The organism is Moraxella bovis (assembly GCF_025985205.1).
Lineage (GTDB): Bacteria > Pseudomonadota > Gammaproteobacteria > Pseudomonadales > Moraxellaceae > Moraxella > Moraxella bovis.
Window position 1 is genome coordinate 151,855 of the sequence record NZ_CP087840.1, and the last position, 21,400, is coordinate 173,254.

16 protein-coding genes are annotated in these 21,400 nt (G+C 41.3%); all 16 read left to right on the forward strand.

What is annotated here, in order from left to right:
• Positions 1-85: 85 nt before the first annotated feature.
• The 16 genes from rdgB to LP107_RS00830 all read left to right on the forward strand — a co-directional run bounded on the left by rdgB (position 86) and on the right by LP107_RS00830 (position 21,353).
• Positions 86-700, forward strand: a complete 615-nt coding sequence (gene rdgB / locus LP107_RS00755; RefSeq protein WP_078274663.1) for an RdgB/HAM1 family non-canonical purine NTP pyrophosphatase — start codon at positions 86-88, stop codon at positions 698-700.
• 154 nt (positions 701-854) lie between these two features.
• A complete protein-coding gene (tig, locus tag LP107_RS00760; RefSeq protein ID WP_264676034.1) occupies positions 855-2,189 on the forward strand; it encodes a trigger factor in 1,335 nt (444 codons plus the stop codon).
• Between the two features lie 313 nt (positions 2,190-2,502).
• Entirely contained in the window at positions 2,503-3,156 is a 654-nt protein-coding gene (gene clpP, locus LP107_RS00765; protein WP_264676033.1) for an ATP-dependent Clp endopeptidase proteolytic subunit ClpP, read from the forward strand.
• 59 nt (positions 3,157-3,215) lie between these two features.
• On the forward strand, positions 3,216-4,490 hold the full coding sequence (gene clpX, locus LP107_RS00770) for an ATP-dependent protease ATP-binding subunit ClpX (protein WP_115368935.1): 1,275 nt from the start codon (positions 3,216-3,218) through the stop codon (positions 4,488-4,490).
• A 245-nt stretch (positions 4,491-4,735) separates the two neighbouring features.
• Complete coding sequence (gene fadB / locus LP107_RS00775; protein WP_264676032.1) at positions 4,736-6,886, forward strand: fatty acid oxidation complex subunit alpha FadB; 2,151 nt, start codon at positions 4,736-4,738, stop codon at positions 6,884-6,886.
• An 83-nt stretch (positions 6,887-6,969) separates the two neighbouring features.
• Positions 6,970-7,143 (forward strand): hypothetical protein, encoded by a 174-nt coding sequence (locus LP107_RS00780; protein ID WP_158079676.1) that lies wholly within the window; start codon positions 6,970-6,972, stop codon positions 7,141-7,143.
• 254 nt (positions 7,144-7,397) lie between these two features.
• Entirely contained in the window at positions 7,398-7,715 is a 318-nt protein-coding gene (locus tag LP107_RS00785; RefSeq protein WP_078274657.1) for a hypothetical protein, read from the forward strand.
• Between the two features lie 104 nt (positions 7,716-7,819).
• Positions 7,820-12,388 (forward strand): Ig-like domain-containing protein, encoded by a 4,569-nt coding sequence (locus LP107_RS00790; protein ID WP_078274656.1) that lies wholly within the window; start codon positions 7,820-7,822, stop codon positions 12,386-12,388.
• 79 nt (positions 12,389-12,467) lie between these two features.
• Positions 12,468-13,640 (forward strand): acetyl-CoA C-acyltransferase FadA, encoded by a 1,173-nt coding sequence (fadA, locus tag LP107_RS00795; RefSeq protein ID WP_264676031.1) that lies wholly within the window; start codon positions 12,468-12,470, stop codon positions 13,638-13,640.
• A 352-nt stretch (positions 13,641-13,992) separates the two neighbouring features.
• The gene (locus LP107_RS00800) at positions 13,993-14,703 is read left to right on the forward strand and encodes a restriction endonuclease subunit M (RefSeq protein WP_078274654.1); all 711 of its coding nucleotides are present in this window, start codon (positions 13,993-13,995) and stop codon (positions 14,701-14,703) included.
• Positions 14,693-15,061, forward strand: a complete 369-nt coding sequence (locus LP107_RS00805) for a DNA methyltransferase (protein ID WP_264676030.1) — start codon at positions 14,693-14,695, stop codon at positions 15,059-15,061. Before LP107_RS00800 ends, LP107_RS00805 begins: the two co-directional genes overlap by 11 nt.
• The gene (locus LP107_RS00810; RefSeq protein ID WP_264676029.1) at positions 15,062-16,288 is read left to right on the forward strand and encodes an Eco57I restriction-modification methylase domain-containing protein; all 1,227 of its coding nucleotides are present in this window, start codon (positions 15,062-15,064) and stop codon (positions 16,286-16,288) included.
• Between the two features lie 156 nt (positions 16,289-16,444).
• Positions 16,445-16,723, forward strand: coding sequence for a hypothetical protein (locus LP107_RS00815; protein ID WP_264676028.1), 279 nt, complete (start codon positions 16,445-16,447; stop codon positions 16,721-16,723).
• On the forward strand, positions 16,713-17,798 hold the full coding sequence (locus LP107_RS00820) for an FRG domain-containing protein (protein ID WP_264676027.1): 1,086 nt from the start codon (positions 16,713-16,715) through the stop codon (positions 17,796-17,798). Before LP107_RS00815 ends, LP107_RS00820 begins: the two co-directional genes overlap by 11 nt.
• A 1-nt stretch (position 17,799) precedes the next feature.
• Positions 17,800-20,298: a DEAD/DEAH box helicase gene (locus tag LP107_RS00825; RefSeq protein ID WP_264676026.1), complete on the forward strand. Its 2,499-nt coding sequence runs from the start codon at positions 17,800-17,802 to the stop codon at positions 20,296-20,298.
• Positions 20,299-20,402: 104 nt separating this feature from the next.
• On the forward strand, positions 20,403-21,353 hold the full coding sequence (locus tag LP107_RS00830; RefSeq protein WP_115368942.1) for a calcium/sodium antiporter: 951 nt from the start codon (positions 20,403-20,405) through the stop codon (positions 21,351-21,353).
• Positions 21,354-21,400: the final 47 nt, after the last annotated feature.

Consider the following 21,400-nt stretch of genomic DNA (forward strand, 5'->3'; position numbering starts at 1 on the left):
AAACCAAAAATACAAAAGTTAAGATTTGATTAATTTTACTGATTTTATGATAAAATAAGACATCTAAACTTAGGCTTAATTTTTTATGAAAAAACTTATCCTAGCAAGCAACAACCAAGGCAAACTTGCCGAATTTCAAACTCTTTTTGATGGTGCAAATCTAGGCATTAGTATTATCCCCCAAGGCGAGCTTGGCATTACGGACGCTGATGAGACAGGACTGTCTTTTGTCGAAAACGCCATCATTAAGGCTCGTCATGCCAGTTCTGCAAGCGGACTGCCCGCCCTAGCGGACGATAGCGGACTTTGTGTGCCTGTGCTTGGCAATTTCCCGGGGATTTATTCGGCTCGCTATGCCAGTTTGAATAATATGGGCGAAAAAGGCGATGATGGGGCGAATAATCAAACACTACTTGCTAAATTACAGCCCTTTTTTGAAAAAGGCGAAATGGTGGACGCATTTTTTGTCTGTGTGTTGGCACTTGTTCGCCATGCCGATGACCCGTTGCCGATGATTGCCCAAGGATTGTGGCGTGGGCAGATTTTAAAAGAGCCGATAGGCGAGCATGGCTTTGGTTATGACCCCTTATTTTGGCTGCCAGAGCTTAATAAAACTTCGGCACAATTAGAAAAGAGCGAAAAAAATGCAATCAGTCATCGGGGGCAAGCCCTAGATAAGCTCATCGCCCATTTAAAATAGGGCGAATTTGATAGGTTGTAATTTTGCCAAAAAAAAGCTATACTACTTATCTTTTAGGATTTTTGTGGGCGTTTTTATAAAATGCTTACCCAGATTTTTGAGAATTTCACTAAGTAAGTGATTGAATTTTAACAAATTTTAAGGTAGATTCCTCATGAGTAACTTAGACGTTGCTGTAAATGTCATCTCAGACAAAGAAACCCAACTGACCGTTAAAGTACCTGTTGGTACCATCCAGAGCAAAGTGGAAAGCCGTATTCGTAGCCTTGCCAAAACTGCCAAGATTGATGGCTTTCGTAAAGGTAAAGTGCCTGTGAGCCACATCCGTGCTCAGTATGGTGCCGGCATTCAGCAAGAAGTCATCAATGATGTCATTCGTGACACCGTTTTTGAAGTATTGGCTGACAAAAAAGTGCGTGCCGTGGGCGTGCCTAGCATTGATGATGTCAAGCTAGAAAACGAATTTTTGGTGTACCAAGCGTCTGTTGAGACCATGCCAGAAGTGGAAGTTAAAGGTCTTAGCGAGATTGAAGTGGAGCGTCAAGTTGCCACCGTGTCTGATGAAGACGTGGACATCATGATTGAAAACCTACAAAAACAACGCCAAACCTTTGAAACCAAAGATGGCGAGTTGGCAGACGGTGATGAAGCGACCTTTGATTTTGAAGGCTCAATCGATGGCGAGAAATTCGAAGGTGGCAGTGCTGAGAACTATCGTCTTATCATCGGTTCAGCTCAGATGATTCCAGGCTTTGAAGACGGCATGAAAGGCATGAAAGCGGGCGAAGAGAAAACCATCAAGGTAACTTTCCCAGAAGATTATCAAGCCGAGAACCTAAAAGGCAAAGAAGCAGACTTTAAAATCACTGTTAAAGAAGTCAAAGAAGCCAAACTACCTGAGCTAAACGATGAATTCTTTGAGCTGTTCGGTGTGAGTGAAGGTGGTCTTGATAAGCTAAAAGCGGATGTTCGTAAAAACATGGAGCGTGAGATTAAGAGTGCCGCTCGCAACCAAGTCAAGCAAGCTACCTTTGACGCGTTGGTTGAGAAAAACGAATTTGACGTGCCAAATGCCATGCTGGCTGGGGAGATTGACCGTCAGCGTAACCTAATGCTACAACGTTTTGCCCAGCAGTTTGGTGCCAACCCAAATACCTTTGACAAAAACATGCTACCTGATGAGCTGTTTGAAGACCAAGCGTTGCGTGCGGTACGTCTGGGCGTGCTCGTGGGTCAAATCATCGACAAGCAAAAGCTAGAAGTTGACCAAGAGCGTGTGACTGCCTTTATCGCAGAAGCTGCCGAAAACTACGAAGACCCTGCCGAGGTCATCGAATACTACACCAACGACAAACAAGAGCGTGCTGGTATCGAAGCGGTCGTACTAGAAGATCAAGTGGTGGAATATATCCTATCACAAGGCAAAGTGACCGACAAAGAGGTCAAATACCAAGACCTATTGGCGGCAGCTCAGCAAGCCCAAATGTAATTTGCCAAAATGACACAAATACCCTAACAAAAAGTGTTGGGGTATTTTTATTTTGTGGTAAAATAGCTTGATTTCATTTGAATTTTTAAGGGCGTGCCTGCCTTTTGTATTTGCAATGAAAAATAGGAGAGATCGCCCGTTTTTCAAAGAAAAAGTGAAGTCTGATAGTCGTTCTATCAAACGAGCTTTTGACGATGAAAAACCAGATTTAGCCATTTTTCATGCAAAAACAGATAGTTTATTTCTAAAATATTTCTAAATTTTAAATTGTGTTATAAAGGGCAGGCACGCCTAAGACTTAACAGGATATTGTATGAGTGATTTTCGCAAAAACCCTTTTTATGACCAACTCGTCGACACCTTTCACACTGCCCCACAGTCTGCCCTTGTGCCTGTGGTAATTGAGCAGTCAGGTCGTGGCGAGCGTTCGTTTGATATTTTCTCACGTCTTTTGCGTGAGCGTGTGATTTTTTTGACCGGTCAAGTCGAAGACCACATGGCAAATTTGATTGTTGCCCAACTGCTATTTTTGGAAGCGGACAACCCTGAAAAAGACATTCATCTATACATCAACTCCCCCGGTGGCGTGGTAACGGCAGGCATGGCGATGTTTGATACCATGAACTTTATCAAGCCTGACGTTTCTACCATCTGTCTGGGGCAGGCGTGTAGTATGGGGTCATTCCTGTTGGCGGCGGGTGCCAAGGGTAAGCGTTATGCCCTTGCCAATAGCCGTGTGATGATTCATCAGCCATCGGGCGGGGCTCAAGGTCAGGCGACCGACATTGAGATTAGTGCCAAACAAATCCTAAAAATCCGTGAACGCCTAAATGCCATTCTTTCCGAGCGTACCGGTCAGCCACTTGAAAAAGTCGAGCGAGACGTTGAGCGTGATTATTGGTTAGATGCTTTTGAAGCCAAAGAGTATGGCTTGGTGGATGCCGTGCTTGAAAAACGACCTGTGTAGCAAATGACCGATAACGGCAGGCTTATCCTGCCTAGCAAAGATGTGTAAAAGGAAAACTGATGATTAAGACCAAAGAGCCGTGCTGTGCCTTTTGTGGCAAGAAAAAAGATGAAGTCAAAAAGCTCATTGCCGGCATTGATGAGAATACCAACATCTGTAACGAGTGCGTGGAGCTGTGTGGCGACATGTTGGGCGGTATGGATTTGAACACCAAAAACGAGCAAGGCAAAAAACCAAGCCATGCCAAAGCCAAAACCGATGATAAAGACTGGGCGAGTGCCGTGCTACCCAAGCCCAAAGAGATTCGTGAACATCTAGATGAATACGTCATCGGTCAAGACACCGCCAAAAAAGCGTTGTCCGTGGCGGTCTATAACCACTACAAACGCCTAAAAGTGTGTGCCGATAACAAAATCTCGCCCGTGGAGCTTGCCAAAAGTAACATCCTGCTCATCGGCCCCACAGGTTCGGGCAAAACCCTGCTTGCTCAGACCCTTGCCAAGATGCTAGATGTGCCATTTGCCATGGCGGACGCGACCACACTCACCGAAGCGGGCTATGTGGGCGAGGACGTGGAGAACATCGTCCAAAAACTGCTCCAATCTGCCGACTATGACGTGGAACGCACCCAGCGTGGGATTATCTACATTGATGAGATTGACAAAATCAGCAAAAAAGGCGAGAACGTCTCTATCACTCGGGACGTGTCGGGCGAGGGCGTTCAGCAGGCTCTGTTAAAACTCATCGAAGGGACGGTTGCCAACATTCCGCCCCAAGGTGGACGTAAACACCCCAATCAAGAGATGATTCAGGTGGATACCAGTAACATCTTGATGATTGTCGGTGGAGCGTTTGCAGGGCTTGACCGTATCATTCAGCAACGCACTGAGAAGACGGGCATTGGCTTTAATGCCGATGTCAAAGCCCAAGAAGAGACCAAAATCAGCGAATTATTTAAAGAAGTCGAGCCTGAGGACTTGATTAAGTTTGGTCTTATTCCTGAGCTTATCGGACGTCTGCCTGTGATCGCCACATTAGATGAGCTAGATGAAGATGCCCTGATTCAGATTCTCACCGAACCCAAAAACGCCTTGACCAAACAGTACGAATACTTATTTGACATGGAAGGGGCGAAGCTGACCTTTGAAGATGAAGCCCTAACGGCAGTCGCCAAGCAGGCGATGAAGCGTAAGACAGGGGCAAGAGGTCTGCGTTCTATCATCGAAAATGCCCTGCTTGACACCATGTACGAACTGCCAAGCATGGAGAATGCCAAAGAAGTGGTGGTAACTCGTGCGGTGATAGAAGACGGCAAAGAGCCTGTGATTAAATAAGGTGCATGAAATAAAAAAGCGGACGGTGGTTCGCTTTTTTATTGGAAATTTATTGGAAAATGACCAACAAGTCAATGTTACAAAATGGTCATTGCCTAAATGATTGTGATATAGTAAGTATGCACTACCAGTGATGGACTGTGGGCGAGATGGAGATGACAGATGTGATTTGTTATTTTGCCTGTATCGGTCGATCATGAGTGATATTTAACCAAACCCCATTGGGGGACATAACAGGAGTAATCATGATTTATAGTGGAAAATCCATACAAGTCAGCCGAATAGATGGCGACATTGTCAAATTTCATTTTAATAATGAGGCCGAGTCGGTCAATAAATTTGACCAAGCCACCAATGCTGAGTTCAAAGAAGCCGTAACCGCCTTGGAGCAGGACACGAGCATCAAGGGCTTGATTGTAACGTCAGGCAAAAAGATCTTTATCGCAGGGGCGGACATTACCGAGTTTGTCGGTTATTTCAAAAAACCCCAAGAAGAATTGGAAAATTGGCTACTTGACATTAACAGTGTGTTTAACCGTTTTGAAGATTTACCATGTCCTAAGGTTTGTGCCATTAATGGCGCAGCGTTGGGCGGTGGATGCGAGATGACCCTTGTGTGTGAGTACCGTGTCATGGGGCAAGCGGCTCAAATTGGCTTGCCTGAGACCAAACTCGGTATTTTCCCTGGCTTTGGTGGTAGTGTGCGTACGCCACGCATTATCGGCATTGACAACGCCCTAGAACTCATCGCCACAGGCAATCCACTAAAACCTAACGATGCCCTAAAAGTGGGTTTGGTGGACGCTGTCGTGGCGGACGAGAGTGTGGAGCAGTCGGCTCTGGATTTGGTCAAAAAGTGCATAAATGGCGAGCTTGACTGGCAAGCCAAACGTGCCGAGAAGTTAGAACCTGTTAAACTTAACCGAACCGAGCAAGCCATGGCCTTCAATTCTGCCAAAGGTGTGATTTTTGCCAAAGCTAATCCCAAGCATTACCCTGCCGTTGCCCTTGCCCTAGATGCGATAGAAAACCACGTTAATTTGGGGCGTGATGAAGCGATTAAGATTGAAGCGACTAATTTTGCCAAATCCGCCAAAACCCTACAAGCGGCTGCTCTTGTCGGTGTATTCCTAAACGACCAGCTTGTCAAAAAACGTGCCAAAGACCAATCCAAATCCGCCCACGACATCAATGAAATGGCGGTTCTTGGGGCAGGGATTATGGGCGGTGGTATCGCTTATCAGTCGGCGGTCAAGGGCTTGCCCATCATCATGAAAGACATCAAATCTGAGCAACTTGATCTAGGAATGAATGAAGCGAGCAAGCTCCTTAGCAAAGAAGTAGAACGTGGCAAAATTAGCACTGCCAAAATGGGCGAAACCCTATCCAAAATCCGCCCAACCCTAAACTATGGCGATTTTTCTACGCCTGACATCGTCATTGAAGCGGTGGTGGAGAACGAAAAAATCAAAAAATCGGTGCTTGCCGAGACCGAAAGCCTGATTAAAGACACGGCTGTTCTTGCGTCCAACACGTCCACGATTAGTATTACCGAGCTTGCCAAATCGCTAAAACACCCCGAGAATTTTGTGGGTATGCACTTTTTTAACCCTGTTCATCGTATGCCCCTTGTGGAGATTATCCGCGGCGAGAAGACGAGCGATGAAGCGGTGGCGACTACGGTTGCCCTTGCTCAAAAAATGGGCAAAACGCCAATTGTGGTGAATGACTGTGCAGGATTTTTGGTAAACCGTGTGCTGTTCCCTTATTTTGGGGCGTTTGATTTACTTATCAAACACGGGGCGGATTTTGTCAAGATTGATAAAGTCATGGAAAAGTTCGGCTGGCCTATGGGACCTGCCTACCTGCTTGACGTGGTGGGCATTGATACAGGCGTGCACGCAAGTGCGGTCATGGCGAACGCATTCCCTGAGCGTATGAACCCTGATTATAAGAGTGCCACGACTGTCATGTTTGAAAGTAACCGTCTAGGTCAAAAAAATGGTGCAGGCTTTTATAAATATGAGCTTGACAAAAAAGGCAAGCCCAAAAAGAGTGTGGATACGACCACTTATGAGCTGTTAAAGGCGGTGCAAGACGGTAATGCCGATTTTGACGAGCAAGAAATCATTGACCGCTTAATGGTGGCGTTTTGTACCGAGACGGTACGTTGCCTAGAAGATAGCATCGTGGCAAGTGCAGGCGAGGCAGACATGGCGATGCTGATGGGGCTTGGCTTCCCACCGTTTCGTGGTGGTCCGTGTCGCTACATTGACCAAGTGGGCGTAAAAGAATTTGTCGCCTTGTGCGATAAATACGCTCATCTGGGCAAGGCGTATGAAGCTCCTGTATTGCTAAGAGAAATGGCGGAGAGTGGGAAGTCGTTTTACGCTTAATCATAAGCGTAATGTGGCTTGGTAGTGGGCGAACTCAAATTCGTCCACTACAATTTGCCAATAGTATTTGGGAATAAAGTTAAATGAATATTAAGCACATGGATTTGGTTTTGTCATTTAACTCAACGCACAAAGATGAAGTTTTGCAATTTGTTCATCATCACCCATTTAAAGATAAATTTACTTTATTAGAGGATAATAAGGGCATTTGCTTGATTTTGAATGAGACCAAAATGCAAAACTTTACTTGTGGTTAAATGAATTAATTGAAATTATCAATTATGACAAATATCAATCATTTTATGAACTTTGTGAAGGTAATATTTTGCATTTATATTTATCCGCTCAACACAAAAACGATGAATTTGATTTAAAATTATCGGCGAGGCATTTATTATTATTTTGGCAATTGGGTATTGTGATTGATATGGATTATGGTATTGGCTTTAATCCCAAAACTTAATGCGTAAGGTATTTTTCTAAAAGTACGCACCAATTAAGGTAATGAACAATGAATGATGAATTACTAAATGAAAATGATTTGGAAAATACAGAAGTTTTATTAACTTTGTCATTGCCATTTGATATGCATCATTCATTATGGTATTGGGCGAGCCAAGTAAAAAATTGTTCCATAGAACAAATTGCCATCGATGCAATTGATGATTATTTGAATGAAAAGTTCAATTCTGATGAATATAAAAAATGGGTAGAAAATCGTGTGATGACTGCTTATAAAAATTTATCGGACAACCCCAATCAAGGTGTAAATTCAAATGAAGTGCGTGATGCTGTGTTGGCAAAAATTCAGGCTCGCCAAAATCATTAATAACTGAATTTGGGTGCTTTGTCTGTATTTCCTAGTCCAAATAAGGGAATTTATGTTAAAATGAAAGCTTAGAACAACCAATTACCCATGTGGAAATTTGATTTATGAAAAAAGCCTATCGTCTTATTGTTAATGACAATCATAATACCAAACAAGTCATTACCTTAGAACAGCAAAAACCCATCAAACTCAAAGCTCGTGGCAAAATGTCTTATCAGGTCGTTGATGAACAGAACCAACCAACCGATGAGGTGCGAGTTGAGCAGGTGGGCGATGATGTTTATGCTTATTTTGCAGATGATGAGCTTGCCTTTGTGATTGAGGATTTTGGTGCTTATGTGTCGGACTTTGCCACTTCGGTTGCTCAGACTGCCACCGATGTCAGCACCATCAAGGCTGGTACTTGGCTGATGGGGGCGTTGGCGGTTGGCGGGGTAACTGCCTTAAATAAAAAGTCTGATGCCAAAACACCAAACACAGAAAGAAATGAGGCTGAGGGGGTTAATAAAGCCGAGCAAGAAGTAAAAGCCAAAGCCGAAAAAGAACAAGCCGAAAAAGAGCGTTTGGAAAAAGAACGCCAAGAGAGGGAGCAAGCTGAAAAAGAACAAGCCGAAGCGGACGAGCTTGCCAAAAATCCGCCTAAAATTACCTTTGATGGTATTACTGATGATAATATCATTAACCTATCTGAAAGTCAGGCGACTTTGGCGGTTACAGGCACGGTAACAAACAGCAAAACAGGCGATGTTTTGACCGTAATGATTGGCACGGCAAGCCAAACCGTTGTTATTACCGATGGCAAATTTAGCCTAAATTTGGACGGCAAAACCCTAATCATCCACAATGAAATTTCGGCAAGTCTTACCCGAAATGGCAAAGATATTGGCACAACTACCCATACTTATCAAGTAGATACCAACATTGCCATGCCCACGATTAGCTTTAATAATATTACCGATGACAATGTCATCAACCTAAAAGAAAGCGAAGGCAAAATCAGCGTTTCAGGCACGGTAGAAAATGCCAAAGATGGCGATGAAGTTACCCTGTCTTGTGGTTGCCCAACCTGCACGGGCGTGGCATGGGTGGACATTAAGACCACCATTCAAAATGGCACATTTAGCGTGGCATTTGACGGCTCAGAGATGGTGGCGAGCGGTCGCACGGTGGTTAAGGCAAGCGTTACTACCACAGACGATGCCAAAAATACCGCCACAGGCACTGCCGAAAAATCCTATGGCGTGGACATCACACCGCCCGACCCAAGTTTTGTTTATGAAAAAATTGGCAAAGATGGCGTGATTAACCGTGAAGTCGCCAAAAACCATATTGTTTTAAAAGGAAAAATTGCCAATCTGGGCGAAAATGAAACCGTTGCTGTCAAAGTTTCGGTCAATGGCAAGGAACATATTGCCACCAAAAATAGCGATTATTATCAAGTCTCTATCGCAAGTGGCGAATTTGCCAGCGGTCAAGCCGTGAAATGGCATTTAACCGCACGAGATAAAGCAGGAAATGAAAAGATTATTGAGCAAAATCAATCTTATACTTACGATGTTACGCTCAATCAGCCAGCGGTAGAAATCGCCACAAACAACCAAACGGTCAATAGTCAAAGTAAAGGTTTAACCCTTTCAGGTAGCCTGAATTTTGATGCCGATGTGGTGCAATCGTCCGTAAAAGTTGATGTGATTTTGAATAATCAAACGCATTCGGCAATGGTAAACGGCAAATCGTGGACGGTAAACCTGCCTGAAAATATTGCCAAACAAAATCAAGGCAATAATGATTTTGTCGTAAAAGTGAGCGTTCAGGATAATGCTGGTAATGTGGCGGAAAATCAATCCGTTGGCAAATTTGTTGTGGATACGATTGCCCCTGATTTGATGGTAGGTTTAGACCCAATTTCCACAATCGCCCAAACAGGTACTGATACTGTTACCCTAACAGGGACGGTGTCAGGCGAATTTAAGCCGACCGACAAAGTCAAAGTATCGGTAAATGGCACGGAATTTACGGCAAATGTCGCCCAAAATGGCACATTTAGCGTAGAAGTGCCACGAACCGCCTTAATCCAAAATGCCAGCAAAAGCCTTTCAGCCAGCCTTGAAACCAGCGACACCGCAGGCAACATCGGCACGGCAACGGTTGAACAAAATTACACGGTCGGAGCGGTCGTTACGCCACCCAATACGCCAAAACCAATTAGTATTCAATTAGATAGCTTAACCAGCGATGATGTCATCAATGTAACCGAAAGCAAAATCGCAACGACCAAAATCACAGGCACAGCAAACGGTGCGGACGGTCAAATGGTTACTCTGCGTTTTGGCGACAAAACGGCAACGGCAACCGTACAAAATGGCAAGTTCAGCGTGGACATCAGAACCCAAGATTTGGTTGAAAATCAAAGCGGTAAGATGGTTGCGACTTTGGGTAGTAAAACCATTGAGCGTGCGTATTCGGTAGATAATTTTGCCTCTGCCCAAATCAAAATTAGCGAAATGGCGGAAATCAATCCAAGCGAAACTGTGAGATTGACAGGCAAAATTGAGCTTACAGGGCGATATGCCCAATATCAAAATCCTACGCAATTTCAATCCTTTGTCGCCAAATTAAATGGCAAAGAATATGCAATTGGCATTAACTTAAAAGACCAAACATTCTATTGGGACATTAGCCTTGCCGATTTGCAAAATGCCAAAGGACAAGAGATTAGCTTTGAAAATAAAGGCGGTTGGAGCGTTTATTATTTGGAAGACGGTAAAACTCGCTATGAGCTTTTGCCACAATTGGACAAATCCGCTTATCAATTTAACCCAAATGCTTATATTGAAAATGGGGCGGTCAAAACCAATTTGCCCAATCCGCAAACTTTGATTAAAGGCGTGGTTTTGGGTTCTGCCAAAGTGGGCGATACAATCACGCTTGATATTGGCAATGAACGAATTGAAACACAGGTCAAAGATGATTTGTCTTTTGAAACTTTGGTGGACAACGGTATTTTAAAACAAAGCGACAAAGTGGTTGCCACCTTGACAGGTAAAAATCATCAAGGGCAAACCATTGTCGTCAATACCGAACACGCCTACAAAACAGGCAAAGACAACTTAACAGGCGATTTTGTTAGCACTTTTGAGCATTCTAACAGCGAAAAACCGTATTTTATCCAAAGCCTAGAATACCGAGACCAAGCGTCAGGGTATTTGAAAAATTGGCAGATTGGCAAAGGGGCAACGATTAGCTATTCTTTTAACAACGAATATTCAAATGCCCTTGATTGGACAGAGGGTAATCGCAAAGCCGTGCGTGATGCTCTTGATACTTATGAAAAATATGCTGATATTAAGTTTGTGCAAATTGATGACAATGCTGGTGTCAATACCACCAACGGCGAGGGGCGTGCGGACATTGGTTTTCACCATCGCCCATTGAGCGGTTCGGCAGGGGTGGGTTATTATGGCGGTAATGTGCATTTTAGTGTGAACCACCCAGAATTGGGGGTGTTTTTGATAATGCACGAAGTTGGGCATTCTTTGGGTATGAAACACACGCACGAAAATCCGACTTTGTCCTATTTTGAAGAACATACTGGTATGAGCGTGATGTCGTACAAAACCACCAATATGGAAATTAACCGTTCGGATTTGCGACTGTTTGACATTGCTTTTGTGCAATACCGTTATGGCGTAAACAAAACGCAAAGAGCTGGCAACGACACTTACACCTTCAAAACCTTTAATCCGCAAAGTCCTGACGGCAATATTTACATTTGGGACGGGGCTGGCGTGGATACTTTTGATGCGTCCAAAGAAAATGAGCGTGTAACGGTGGATTTGACCGCGGGTTCGTGGATTTATCGTGGCGATAAAGCAGAACGCTTGGCAATACAAGACTTTAAAAACTTTACCCCAAGCACTTACTTTACAGGATACGATGGGGCGGTTACGGATAATTGGCGACTGTTTAATGGTAAAGTTGGCGATTACACCTTTACAGACGGTCAAGCCTTTATCGGCTATGGCACGCAGTTGGAACGCTTAATCGGTTCGGAATATTCAGACAGCCTAAAAGGTAATGTCGCTGATAATGAGATTTTTGGCGGAAATGGCGATGATTTGATAGAAGGTCGAGATGGCAACGACTACCTAGATGGCGGTCGTGGCAATGACACCATTCACGGCGGAAAAGGCGATGATATTTTTGTGGTGGATAATGCCAATGATGTGGTGGTGGAAAATTATCTTGAAGGGATAGACACCGTCCACAGCTATGCTCAAAGTTATACGCTCTCGCCTAATGTGGAGAACATCAGCCTGTTTGGCGTGGCGGAGATTGCGATTGGTAATGATTTGGATAACCGCATTACAGGCAATGAGCTGTCCAATACCTTGACAGGCGGAGCAGGGGCGGATACTTTTGTATTTAGCAATCTGTTAAATGGCTCGGTGGATACCATTACTGATTTTAATGTGAATGAGGATAGCATTGCATTGGCACTCCGTGTATTTGATAACTTGACCGCCGATAATATCAAAGAGCATATCAAATACGACAGCCAAACTGGGGCGTTGTCCTATGATAAAGACGGGGCAGATGTGGCGGATGCGGTGGTGTTTGCAACGCTTGATAAAGGACTTGATGAGAATTTGATTGTGTATCAGGTTATCTGATACAATGAAATGGGGTGTGCCATATGGTGTGGTATACTGTGTATTAATGTTGCTTTACTATTTTTTTAAGGAAAAACTTATGACAACCCTAAACCCGAATGATGTCGTCATTGTGGATGGCGTACGCTCAGCAATGGGCAAATCTAAAAATGGTATGTTCCGCAATGTGCGTGCCGACAACCTTTCTGCCGAAGTGGTAAAACAGCTTTTGGCTCGTAATGAATTTGATTTAAACCTTGTGGAAGATGTGATTTGGGGGGTGGTAAACCAAACGCTTGAACAAGGCTGGAATATCGCGCGCCACATTGGGCTTTTGGCTGGCATTCCCAAAAGTGCAGGCGGACAAACAGTCAATCGCCTTTGCGGTTCGTCAATGCAAGCCCTGCACACCGCCGCCGCCCAGATTGCAACGAATCAAGGCGATGTGTTTATCATCGGTGGGGTGGAGCATATGGGACACGTCAATATGATGCACGGCGTGGATTTAAATCCCAAAGCAAGCAAACACTATGCCAAAGCCTCCAATATGATGGGGCTAACGGCTGAAATGCTGGGACGGTTAAATGGTATTAGCCGAGAAGAGCAAGACGAGTTTGGCGTAAAATCACACCAAAAAGCGTGGGACGCCACCATAAACGGCAGATTTAAAAATGAAATTGTGGGCGTAGAAGGACACGATAGTGACGGCAATTTACAGATGTGCCTTGTGGACGAAGTCATTCGCTCGGACGCCAATTTGGATACTTTCAAAGCCCTAAAGCCTGTCTTTGACCCCAAAGGCGGTACGGTAACAGCAGGTACTGCATCCGCATTGTCGGACGGTGCGTCAGCAATGCTATTGATGTCTGCCCAAACTGCCCAAGAGCTTGGGCTAAAACCCCGTGCCAAAATCCGCTCTATGGCAATCGCAGGTTGTGATGCTGCCATTATGGGCTATGGACCTGTACCAGCTACCGAAAAGGCATTAAAACGAGCAGGCTTGACCATTAACGACATTCAGACCGTAGAGCTAAACGAAGCCTTTGCCGCACAAGGCTTGTCGGTGTTAAAAGGCTTAGGATTGTATGACAAGCAAGACATCGTCAATCACAATGGCGGAGCGATTGCATTAGGACACCCACTGGGCTGTTCTGGGGCGAGAATTACCACAACCTTACTCAATGTAATGGAACAACAAGACACCACGCTTGGGCTTGCCACCATGTGTATTGGGCTTGGGCAGGGGATTGCCACCGTGATTGAGCGGGTTTAGTTTAATAAATAAGGGCGTAGCGATACGCTCTTATTTTTTTTGCTTATATGTAGGGATTATGCTAGAATATTTGGGGAAATTTTTGTAAAAATGACTTATGAGACTTGACATTAGTAAAATGCTCACTAAAATAATTCGCAATTCGCAATTCGCAATTCGCAATTCGCAATTCGCAATTCGCAATTCGCAATTCGCAATTCGCAATTCGCAATTCGCAATTCGCAATTCGCAATTCGCACGGTTAATGATTGTTTAATTAACCGTCCATTCTTATTTTTTAAAAGCTCGCCTAATGACGGGCTTTTTTCGTGTTCAAAATTTGTCCAAATCCCATCAAGCAAGGCGGTGCAAAATGACTGATACCGCCCCAATACCAACCAATAATAGACAAGTCAAATCCAAAAAACGAGTGGCGGATTTTGGTGAAGTGTTTACAGCCGAAAGGGAAGTAAACGCAATGTTGGATTTATTGCCTAATGCTATTTGGCAGGCAGGTAACAAAGAGGCTATTGGAAAGACCTTTTTGGAGCCTGCGTGTGGTAATGGTAATTTTTTGGCGGAAATTCTAAGCCGAAAACTTAGCCTTGTTTTAAAATTGGTAAAAATCAAGAAAAAAGGTCAAAAATCTTACACATACTCAAAATCTGATTATGAAAGGAATGCTATTTATGCCATATCGTCCATTTATGGCATAGAAATTTTGTCAGATAATTGCATTGAATGCCGTAAGCGATTATTGGATATTTTTACAGAACATTATCAAAGCCATTTTAAAGATATTGATGATGAAATAATAAGAATAGCTGAATTTTTATTAAATAAAAATATCATAAATGGTAATGCCTTAACCCTAAAAGATTTAAATGAAAATCCTATTGTATTTAGCGAATGGAAGTTTACTAGTCATATTTTAGTACAAAGGCGTGATTATGTCTATGAAAATTTGGTAGAAAAACTAGACAACGCTTCGCCTATTGATAAAGGGTTTATTGCTAAGCCTATTCCCCCTGATTATACAGAAACTGATTTTAAAAAATTAAGAGAACAAAAAAATGAAATTTGATGTTATTAAAGATGTAAATTTAGAAAGAAATCTAAATTTATCTGAAAGTTTATACAATGACGATGTGTTGAATTGTCTTGCCGTGTTAAATGTCGATGATAACTTAACAAAAGAAGTTATTAATAAGGTTCTAGATTTGTTTTCTAGTGATCTTTGGTCTAATCCGAATATTAAACTTTTAGATAATAGTTGCAAATCTCAAATATTTGTGAGTGAAGTAATTAAAAGACTGGATAAGGGTTTAGAGAGTCAAATACCTGATAAAAAAACTCGCATTAATCATATTCTAAAAAATCAGATAGCAACCCAAAGCTGTAATGTGGGTTTTGATGTATTAATAGATAAAGGTAATTTATAAATGGAAAACTCAAACTTTCAAATAGACAGCAACATCATTCCTGATTTGGATAATATCGGCAAGGGTCAATTAAATTTATTTGAATTGGCTTATAATCCTGATGTTTTGGATTGCTTGTCCAGTCTTTCCAATGATGAAGTATTTACTTCGCCAAAACTTGCCAATCAAATGCTGGATTTATTACCGTCTGATATTTGGCAAAATTCAAAGGCGACATTTTTAGACCCTGTATGTAAATCAGGGGTATTCCTGCGAGAAATTGTCAAACGCTTGGATAAAGGCTTAAAAAGTCAAATTCCCGATAAACAAACTCGCATTAACCATATTTGTAAAAATCAAGTATTTGGTATTGCCATTACTGGGTTAACCGCCCTATTATCACGCCGTAGTGTGTATTGTGCCAGAATTGCCAATTCACCCATTTCTATTTGTGATGAGTTTGACAATGAAATGGGCAATATTATTTTTGGCAATGTCAATCATACCTTTAAAGATGGTAAATGCAGTGAATGTGGGGCAAGCCAAGAAGTATTTGGTCATCGGCAAGGATTGGAAAACCACGCTTATGCATTTATTCATAGCGATAAAGAAACAATTTTTAATGAGATTTTAAAGATGAAATTTGATGTGATTATTGGCAATCCGCCTTATCAATTAGATGACGGTGGAGCAGGAGCAAGTGCAAAACCCATTTATCATTTGTTTATTGAACAAGCTAAAAAATTAAATCCCAATCATCTGATTATGATTACGCCAAGCCGTTGGTTTGCAGGTGGTAAAGGTCTTGATGAATTTCGGGATAATATGTTGAATGATAAACGCATTAAAGAAATTCACGATTTTCCTAATTCAAAAGATTGTTTTGATAATGTGGAAATTAAAGGCGGTGTCAGTTATTTTTTATGGGATAAAACTCATAATGATGATTGTATGGTATTTACCTATGATAATGGTCATTGTATTTCGCAAGTAAAACGCCCTTTAAAGGAAGGTGGGATTGATATATTTGTGCGTTATAATAATGCTGTTTCTATTTTAAATAAAGTTAGAAAATTAAAAGAAAAAAGTTTTTCAGACTTTGTTAGCTCATTAAAACCTTTTGGACTAAGAACTTTTGTAAAAGGAAAACCAAAACCTTATGTAAATTGTAATGAAAATGTAGTTTTGTTCCAAAACGGTGGTATTGGTTATATCAAAATGTCAGAAATACTGAAAAACCAAGAATGAGTTCTAAAACATAAAGTTATTGTACCAAGAGCATTTGGTACAGGTGATAGCAAAAATGATTTACTAAAACCAATATATGCAGGTATAAATACTGCTTGCACAGAGACTTATTTGGTAATTGGTTGTTTTGATAGTGAGCAAACTTGTAAAAATGTAATGAGTTATATCAATACGCAATTTTTCCATTTTCTAATTACACTTATAAAAAATACGCAAGATGCACCAAAAAGAGTTTATCAGCTTGTGCCAATGCAGGATTTCTCAAAACCTTGGACTGATGAAGAGTTGTTTGCAAAGTATGGGTTTAATAATGACGATATTAGATATATACAAGAAATGATACGCCCAATGGATAATGAGACTGGTGTAAAGCCTAAAAAATCTCGTGGTAAAAAGACTAAACAAGCAGATTTATTGGAGAATGATGATGAATAATGCGATTAGAATTGAAAGTATTGAGCAATTTGTTGAGCAAATTTCAAAATTGGAGTTGTCAAAAAATCACACAAGATTTTTCCGTGGACATTCTGATAAAAAATATTTGTTAGAGCCAAGCATTTATAGAAAAAACAAGGATACTGGCAAACAAGAATTGATTAAAAGTGAGCATTTAATTACCAAAGATGTTTTGACGGAATGTGCCGAATATTTTTCACCACACGACACACTTTTTGATAAATTGGTAAAAATGCAACATTATGATTATCCAACAAGATTATTAGATATTTCTTATAATGCATTGGTTGGCTTGTATTTTGCTGTCAATAATAATTATGGTAAAGACAAAAAAACGGTTAATTGCCAAGAATGCAATCAAGAAAATATTATTAATGATGATTTAAAAGATGGCGAAGTGATTATTTTTGATATTCCAAGTAGTCAAATAAAATATCACGATAGCGATACGGTTGCTATTTTGTCTGCATTATCCTTACAAAATAATGATTTTGATATTGAGTTATATCAGAAAATATCACAAGAAAATTTATTAAATAATTTAGATATTCTTAGAAGAAATATGGAAAAAAACCCAAATTTTCTACTAGATAATACACTTAGCCCAGAAAGATTAAGTAAAGAAGTTGATGATGAAGTTCATCAAAGAAATTGTTTAAGTTTTAATAATATCCCGTTTAATGCTATCAACAATGAATTAAATAAAATTCAAGAAATAATTAATCTATTAAATGACATTCGCAAAGATAAACCATATTTTTTATCAAATATAGATTATCGTGATTTTTATAAAGTAATTTGTGTAAAGCCAAGATTAAATAATCCAAGAATTGCTAAGCAACAAGGGGCTTTTTTAATTTTTGGCATTCAAAGCAACAAAACCAGTCAAGCCAATGTTAATCCAGAATGGGTTAGAGCAAGATTTATTATTGACGCTAGTAAAAAAGAATATATTTTAAAACAGTTAGAATATTGTGGTATCAGTCATCAAACCCTATTCCCAGAATTAGACAAACAAGCTACCCATATTATTGACCGTTACAAGGATATTTAAAATGAATCCAACCTTTACCCAAATCCACGCCCCAAAAATTTATGTCTATTCAGACAGCCGTTATCCAAATTGTCTTAAAGTAGGCTATACCGCCCAAGAGACCGTTATGGAGCGAATGAAACAACATTATCCAACCATTACCCCAAGCCAAAGTTGGAAACTAGAATTTGAATCGTTGGCGATTAAAGATGATGGCGGTTATTTTAAAGATTTTGCCGTGCATAAAATGCTAGAAAAAATGGGTATAAAACGCATTGCAGGCGAATGGTTTGAATGTGATATAGATACCATTAAAAACGCCATTTTAAATATCAAACAATCCAAAACTTTTGAAAGGCAACGCACACAAGATTTTAAAATGCGTCCAGAGCAGTTATCGGCTGTACAAAAAACCGCCAATTATTTTAATCTTATTAAACAAGATAAAAATAACCACCGCACACCGCATTTTTTATGGAATGCCAAAATGCGATTTGGTAAAACGTTTGCTACCTATCAATTAGCCAAAAAAATGAATTGGCAACGGGTGCTCATTTTAACCTTTAAACCTGCGGTAAAAAATGCGTGGGAAGAGGATTTGACAAGCCACATTGATTTTAATGGTTGGCAATTTATCAGCCGTGATAGCGAATTAAAAATAGATAATTATGATAAAACCAAACCAATGGTATATTTTGCTTCTTTTCAAGATGTGCTTGGCAAAGATAGATTTGGTAATATCAAAGCCAAAAATGAATGGATACATACGATAAACTGGGATTGTGTGGTATTTGATGAATATCATTTTGGGGCGTGGCGTGATAGTGCCAAATCGCTTTTTGCCAAAGATGATGAATTGGCACAAATGCAAAATGAATATCAAGAAATGGAAATTGGCGTAGAAAATTTTAATGAAAATGAATTGCCGATTACCACAGAGCATTATTTGTATTTATCAGGTACGCCATTTCGAGCGATTGCGTCTGGGGAATTTATTGAAGAGCAAATCTTTAATTGGACTTATGGCGATGAACAAAGAGAAAAATTAAATTGGGACAAAACAAAAGGCGATAATCCTTATTTGTCATTGCCCCAAATGATGTTACTTACTTATCAATTACCAGAAAATATTCGCCATATTGCCACACAAGGCGAGTTTAATGAGTTTGATTTGGGCGAGTTTTTTAAAGCAGATGGTAATGGGGAAACGGCTAAATTTAAACACGAAAATTATGTACAAAAATGGCTGGATTTAATTCGTGATAATCTTGATGAAATGATTGTTACCAATTTAAAACAAGGCAATGCCAAACCGCCAATGCCATTTAGTGATGTGAATTTATTAAATAGCTTATTGCATACCCTTTGGTTTTTGCCAAGTGTGGCGAGTTGTTTTGCAATGGCGAATTTATTAAAAGCTCCTAATAATAAATTTTATCACGATTATGATATTATCGTATCGGCAGGCAATAATGCAGGAATGGGCGATAGGGCGTTAATTCCTGTCAAAAATGCAATGACAAACAATCCTTTGGCAACCAAATCCATTACGCTGTCTTGTGGTAAATTGATGACGGGCGTATCTGTGCCTGCGTGGACAGGGATTTTTATGCTTCGTAATTGTAGCAGTCCTGAGACTTATTTTCAGGCGGGGTTTCGAGTGCAAACCCCGTGGACGGTGCGGGGCGATGATGGGGTAAATATTATTAAAAATCAGTGCTATATCTTTGATTTTGCTCCCAATCGTGCCTTACGCCAAATCGCTGATTATGCCCACAAACTAAACCCAAAGGAAGGCAATCCAGAGAGTAAAGTCGCTGAATTTATCGCCTTTTTGCCTGTGCTTGCTTATGATGGCAGTGCAATGCAACAAGTGGACGCAAAACTACTCCTAGATATGGCGATGAGTGGCACAACGGCGACTCTTTTGGCAAGGCGTTGGCAGTCGGCACTTTTGGTCAATGTTGATGATATTACTTTAAAAAATCTGATGGCAAATAAGGACGCATTGGACGCATTAGATAAATTGGAAGGTTTTCGTAATTTAAATGAAGACATTCAAATTGTCATCAATCGCTCTGAACGCATTAAAGCCATTAAGCAAAAAGCCAAAGAAAATGAATTGTCCGATGATGAAAAGAAAGAGCTTAAAAAATTAACCGATGAAGAAAAGGACAAAAAATCCAAACGCCAAGAAATCAAGGAAAAACTGATTAAATTTGCCACTCGCATTCCGATTTTTATGTATTTGTCGGATTTTCGGGAGCACAGTTTAAAAGATGTGATACAAGAGCTTGAACCTGAATTGTTTACCAAAGTAACAGGTTTAACACAAAAGGATTTTCAATTATTGGTATCCTTAAATGTCTTTGATGAAAGTGTAATGAATGATGCTGTTTATAAATTTAAACGCTACGAAGATTCTAGCCTTGAATACGCAGGGATTGATAAGAAGACGGTGTATTTAGGGTTATTTAATACGGTCGTTAGCCGTAGCCAATATGAAAGTCTGGGGGTGTGAATAAAGTTAAGGGCGTAGTGATACGCTCTTATTTTTACCGAGAAATAACAATGTAATATTTGGCATGTGCTAAAATACACGCCCCTTTTCTTATCTTTTATTCTATGTTATTAGCCATTATTGCGATGATTGTCGGCATTGCTTTGCTTGTGCATAGTGCCGAGTTTTTTATTGAAGGGTCATCTAGTATCGCCCTAAAATTTGGCATGCCTAAATTGCTGGTAGGCATGCTTGTGATTGGTATCGGCACGTCCGCCCCTGAGATAGTCGTGTCGGTGCTATCCGCCCTAAACGGAGCCCCTGGTTTGGCACTGGGTAATGCGTACGGCTCAAACATCACCAACATCACGCTCGTACTGGGTGCAACAGCGTTGGTCAGTCCTTTATTTATCCAAAAGTCCTTGGTCAAATCCGACTTTTTGATACTCATCGGCATTACCGCTTTGGCGATTTTTCAGTTATTGGACGGACAAGTGAGTCGTCTGGACGGGGCGATCCTCCTTGGGGCGTTGGCGGTGTTTTTGACATTTCAGATTTATATGGCAAAGCTGGGCAAATCAGCCAGTGATGATGTGCCTGACACGGTGGATTTTCGCATGGGTATGGCGCTCGTCAAACTCATCGGGGGCTTGGTGGTGCTGGTGCTAAGTTCACGCCTTGTGGTGTGGGGAGCGGTGGAGATTGCCAAAATCGCAGGGCTGTCCGAGCTTATCATCGGTCTTACCATCGTGGCGGTGGGTACGAGCTTACCTGAGCTGGTCTCATCCATCATCGCCGCACGCAAGGGCGAAGACGAGATGGCATTGGGTAACGTCATTGGCTCAAACATCTTTAACACCCTAGCGGTCGTGGGCATTCCTGCTGCCATCATGCCCATGGCGGTGGCTCGTGAAGTGGTGAGCCGTGATATGATTGTCATGGGTGGGGTAACGGGCTTGCTGTTTGTCCTGTGCCTGTTTGCTGTGCGTGGCAGTCAAAAACTCGGGCATGGCGTGGGTGCGGTACTGTTGTCTATCTTTGTGGGTTATACGATATGGTTGTTTGTGGGTGGTTAAGCCACGCCCTAAAAAACGACCATACACATGATGGTTGTTTTTATTGG

What these genes read in the sequence shown, in the direction of transcription:
- LP107_RS00810 (WP_264676029.1), top strand. Translation starts at nt 15,062, where the DNA reads ATGGAAAACTCAAACTTTCAAATAGACAGCAACATCATTCCTGATTTG.
- LP107_RS00785 (WP_078274657.1), top strand. Translation starts at nt 7,398, where the DNA reads ATGAATGATGAATTACTAAATGAAAATGATTTGGAAAATACAGAAGTT.
- LP107_RS00800 (WP_078274654.1), top strand. Translation starts at nt 13,993, where the DNA reads ATGACTGATACCGCCCCAATACCAACCAATAATAGACAAGTCAAATCC.
- fadA (WP_264676031.1), top strand. Translation starts at nt 12,468, where the DNA reads ATGACAACCCTAAACCCGAATGATGTCGTCATTGTGGATGGCGTACGC.
- LP107_RS00790 (WP_078274656.1), top strand. Translation starts at nt 7,820, where the DNA reads ATGAAAAAAGCCTATCGTCTTATTGTTAATGACAATCATAATACCAAA.
- fadB (WP_264676032.1), top strand. Translation starts at nt 4,736, where the DNA reads ATGATTTATAGTGGAAAATCCATACAAGTCAGCCGAATAGATGGCGAC.
- LP107_RS00815 (WP_264676028.1), top strand. Translation starts at nt 16,445, where the DNA reads ATGAGTTATATCAATACGCAATTTTTCCATTTTCTAATTACACTTATA.
- rdgB (WP_078274663.1), top strand. Translation starts at nt 86, where the DNA reads ATGAAAAAACTTATCCTAGCAAGCAACAACCAAGGCAAACTTGCCGAA.
- clpX (WP_115368935.1), top strand. Translation starts at nt 3,216, where the DNA reads ATGATTAAGACCAAAGAGCCGTGCTGTGCCTTTTGTGGCAAGAAAAAA.
- LP107_RS00830 (WP_115368942.1), top strand. Translation starts at nt 20,403, where the DNA reads ATGTTATTAGCCATTATTGCGATGATTGTCGGCATTGCTTTGCTTGTG.
- tig (WP_264676034.1), top strand. Translation starts at nt 855, where the DNA reads ATGAGTAACTTAGACGTTGCTGTAAATGTCATCTCAGACAAAGAAACC.
- LP107_RS00780 (WP_158079676.1), top strand. Translation starts at nt 6,970, where the DNA reads ATGAATATTAAGCACATGGATTTGGTTTTGTCATTTAACTCAACGCAC.
- clpP (WP_264676033.1), top strand. Translation starts at nt 2,503, where the DNA reads ATGAGTGATTTTCGCAAAAACCCTTTTTATGACCAACTCGTCGACACC.
- LP107_RS00825 (WP_264676026.1), top strand. Translation starts at nt 17,800, where the DNA reads ATGAATCCAACCTTTACCCAAATCCACGCCCCAAAAATTTATGTCTAT.
- LP107_RS00805 (WP_264676030.1), top strand. Translation starts at nt 14,693, where the DNA reads ATGAAATTTGATGTTATTAAAGATGTAAATTTAGAAAGAAATCTAAAT.
- LP107_RS00820 (WP_264676027.1), top strand. Translation starts at nt 16,713, where the DNA reads ATGATGAATAATGCGATTAGAATTGAAAGTATTGAGCAATTTGTTGAG.